Annotated in this window: 3 protein-coding genes and 1 pseudogene (1 of these 4 only partly in view); all 4 read right to left on the reverse strand. The window is 72.5% G+C overall.

Going from position 1 to position 2,631, the window contains the following annotated elements:
• Positions 1 to 167, reverse strand: partial view of a conjugal transfer protein TrbF gene (trbF, locus tag QZV94_RS22970; RefSeq protein WP_293682477.1) — the beginning only. It extends 532 nt beyond the left edge of the window; 167 of the gene's 699 nt are visible here — the first part of the coding sequence; the start codon lies at positions 165 to 167; its stop codon lies beyond the left edge, outside the window.
• A gap of 4 nt (positions 168 to 171) precedes the next feature.
• Positions 172 to 1,533 (reverse strand): type IV secretion system protein, encoded by a 1,362-nt coding sequence (locus tag QZV94_RS22975; protein WP_293682479.1) that lies wholly within the window; start codon positions 1,531 to 1,533, stop codon positions 172 to 174.
• 9 nt (positions 1,534 to 1,542) lie between these two features.
• Positions 1,543 to 2,316, reverse strand: coding sequence for a conjugal transfer protein TrbJ (locus QZV94_RS22980; protein WP_293682481.1), 774 nt, complete (start codon positions 2,314 to 2,316; stop codon positions 1,543 to 1,545).
• Positions 2,264 to 2,631, reverse strand: a pseudogene (locus QZV94_RS22985) (conjugal transfer protein TrbE); the annotation flags it as partial. The gene QZV94_RS22980 and the pseudogene QZV94_RS22985, both read right to left, overlap by 53 nt.

Here is a 2,631-nt window from a genome sequence, read left to right on the forward strand (position 1 = left end):
GCGGGGAAGGCGGCGACGGCCAGGTTGGCGAAGGCCATCCGCCGCCAGTTGCGGGCATGGGCCAGGCTCAGGCCCATGCGCTCGTCCCAGACCTGGCCGGCGCGCTGGTAGGGCGTCGCGACCGGTGTCGCGGACAGGGCGCGCTTCGGTCGGAAGAAGGGGTGCATGGCGTCAGGTCTCCTCGTCCCTGAGCTGCGGCGAGAGCGCTCCGGAGGTCTCGTTGCCCGGCAGCAGCGCGCGGCCTGCGTTGGCGACGAAGAAGGCCTGCAGCGCCGCGCCCCGGCCGCCTCGCGCACCGGCGCCGCCGGCCCGTTCGCCGCCCTGCGCCGCGCGGTGGAAGTCCCGGCGCGCCGCTTCGCGCTCTTGCGCGATCGTCGATGACGGGCGTGCGGGTCCGTTCGCCGGGGCGGCCTTGGACGACGCCGAACCGGCGCCACTGCCACCGCCACCGTCGGGCGGGCCGGACGGTCCCGGGGTCCAGCGCGCGGCGCTCTCCCCGACGCCTGGCGCGCCACCCCCCGCAGGCGAGGGCCCGCGAGGTGTCGGGTCGTTTGACGGCGGCGGACCACCGGCCGGAGATGGCGGGGACCGCCCACCCATGGCCCCCGCGGCGGCGCGCGACGGCCCCGCGATGCGGGCGGCCGCGGCGCCGATCCCGGTGATGCTGGCGACGGCGCCCACGGCCGCCCCGCCCAGGGCCAATGCACCGGACGCCAGGGCGCCGGCGCCGAGCGCCGGCCCGCCGCTGACCAGGGCGGCGGCCAAGTTGGGGATGAACAGCGCCAGCATCGCCAGCAGCAGAGAGGCCGCGAGGATGGCGAGCGCCTCGTAGAGGTCGGGATTGCCAGACGGCTGCAGCTGGTCGAAGACCGAGCGGGCGCCGGAGACCACGATCGCCAGGGCCAGCACCTTCAGCCCGGAGGACACCACGAACCCCAGCGGGCGTTCGGCGAGGAAGGAGGATTTCGACCAGATGCCGAACGGCAGCAGCACGAACCCGCCCAGGGTGACGATCTTGAACTCCAGCAGGGTCACGATGATCTGCAGCGCCAGCACCGCGAAGGCGAGCATGATGCCGATCATCGCCAGCCCCAGGATTAGGGCGTCGGTGAGGGCGCCCGCGACGTCGAGGGGGTTGTTGACCGGGGCCGGCGTCTCGCCCAGCGCCTTCACGATCTCCCAGCCCTGCTCGAGGATGGCGCCGGGGTTCAGGAAGTCGGCGCGGCTCAAGCTGCCGCCACCCGCGCGCAGGCCCAAATCCACGAACCCGGCCTGGATGACGAGGGACAGGTTCTCCCAATCGTTGATGAGGTAGGCGAACGCCCCGATCAGGAGGACCTTGCCGAACCCGCTGGCCAGCACCTCGCGGTTCGACGACAGCGCCCACTGGATGCCGGTCAGCGCCACCACGAGGGCGATCATCACTCCAAAGACGCCATTGACCGGCCCTTGGAGCGCCGCGAAGCCCGCTGAGACGGTGTTCGAGAACACCGTCATCAGGTCGTTCGGCGTCTGCATGCTGACGTTGGCCATAGCGTCTGATCACCGACGCGCGGGGCTGTAAGGATCGAAGTCGGGGTTCGCGATGGTCGTGCCTTCGCGTCCCCAGAACTGCTTGCGCGCCTCCGCCCCGGCCGCCTTGTCGGCGGCGCGCTGGGCGCTTTCGGCGGCGAGCAGTCGCGACTGCGCCATCAGCAGGGTGCGCATGGAGCCCAGGTCCTCAGCCAGGACCGCGAGCACCTGGGTGGAGGATTGGATCGCCGCCGTCTGCCCGTCGGCGCGCTGGCTGGCGTTGATCGCGCCTTCCAGCCTGCCGGTGCGCCCGCGGCTGAGCCGTTCCAGTTCCGCCGCCGTGCGCGCCAAATCCTGCGCAGTCTCGCGGGCCCGGGTGTTGCGCGCCCGCGCCTGCTCGAGCGCGCGCCGGGGATCGAGGCCGTCGACCGCCGTGGGGTAGATCTTCTCGAAGTCGGTCTGCAGGCCTTCGATGTCCGAGGCCACGCCGCGAACGGAGCGGGCCAGCTCGCCGATTTCGCGCAGGGTCGAGGAGGTCTCCGCCAGGTGACTGTAGGGCGAGGCGGCGAGCTGGCGGGCTTCGTTGGCGAGCATCCGCGCTTCGTTGGTCAGGCTCTCCAGCTGCCGCGCGGCCTGCAGGGCGTTCTCGAGGTGGTTCTTCGGATCGAACACCACCTGCTGGGCCTGCGCGGGCCTGGGGTCCGAACAGGCGCAGAGGACGAGGACCAGCGGCGCGAGCGCCGCCAGGAACCTATTCCGCGGCGAGCGCTTGGCCCGCGACCGCGTCGAAGAGCGCGTCGACATGAGCAAATCCCTTGGCTGCGAGGAAGGCGCGGGCGAACCCTTCCGGACCCGCGCGGAGGAGGATGTCGTCGATGAGGGCCTGGTCTTCGGGGGAGGACGCGCCGCAGAAGGCGAGCCCGGCGCCGGAGAGCTTCAGGTCGAACAGCCGGCGGCCCTGGGGCTGGCGCCAGTAGTAGGCGCGCTTGGGCGTCGCGAAGGCGATCAGCTCGAGCTGGCGGCGGGTCAGGCCGAAGGCCGCGTAGAGCGCCGCCGAGGCGGGCTCGAGCGCGCGAGGGTTGGGCAGGAAGACCTGCGTCGGGCAGGACTCGATCAGGC

It is taken from the genome of uncultured Phenylobacterium sp., assembly GCF_902826855.1.
Taxonomy (GTDB): domain Bacteria; phylum Pseudomonadota; class Alphaproteobacteria; order Caulobacterales; family Caulobacteraceae; genus Phenylobacterium.